This is a genomic window from Vibrio sp. 1562 (assembly GCF_033340155.1).
Lineage (GTDB): Bacteria > Pseudomonadota > Gammaproteobacteria > Enterobacterales > Vibrionaceae > Vibrio > Vibrio alginolyticus.
The window spans coordinates 1-804 of sequence record NZ_JAWOVY010000223.1 but is presented as its reverse complement, the minus strand read 5'-3'; the positions used below and the strand labels follow the sequence as shown (position 1 = coordinate 804).

The following is an 804-nucleotide window of genomic DNA, read 5'->3' as shown; positions in this document are numbered from 1 at the left end:
TGACCATTGTGCTGGGAGCAATAAGCTCCCAGTTTCGATATTTCGTGTCTGAGCATCGACAAGTTTGGGAGAGCAAATATGGACATAAAAAATAGCGTTATTGCGATTACAGGTGCAGGGCAGGGGCTGGGCCAAATGATTGCGATTACCCTCGCTCAATCCGGAGCTGATTTGGCTTTGCTCGATGTGAATGAAGCCGGTTTACGAGAGACACAATCACAATGTCAGATGTTAAGTGCGAAAGTGTTCACTTATCCGGTTGATGTGACAAATGAATCGGATGTGGAAGCGACATTTGACGCCATTCTTCAAGATTTCGGTCAGCTTAATGGACTCATCAACAATGCGGGAGTGCTGCGAGATGGTTTACTTGTAAAAGCCAAAGATGGTGTTATCAGCAAAATGTCGTTGGAGCAGTTTAATCTCGTCATGAATGTCAATGTCACGGGAACATTTCTGTGTGGGCGTGAGGCTGCTGTAAAAATGATTGAAAGTGGCTCACAAGGGGTCATCATCAATATCTCCAGCGTTGCGAGAGCCGGGAATATTGGTCAAACCAACTATTCCGCCTCCAAAGCGGCGGTCGCTACCATGGCAACAACGTGGGCACGCGAGCTTGCTAGGTATGGCATTCGAGCCGCTGCGATTGCGCCGGGGGTTGTACATACGGCGATGGCTGATCAAATGAAACCAGAGGCGATCGAACGTCTAGAAAAGATGATTCCGGGAGGGAGAATGGGGGAAGCGAGTGAAATCGCTCATGCCGTCAAATACATTCTTGAGAGTGATTACTTCACTGGCCGC

At 48.4% G+C, this 804-nt stretch carries 1 protein-coding gene; it reads left to right on the top strand.

Features of this window, described 5'->3' with window-relative positions; translation table 11 throughout:
* Positions 1-78 precede the first annotated feature (78 nt).
* On the top strand, positions 79-804 hold a 726-nt coding region (locus tag R7Z49_RS24290; RefSeq protein WP_318112265.1), incomplete at its 3' end, for an SDR family oxidoreductase.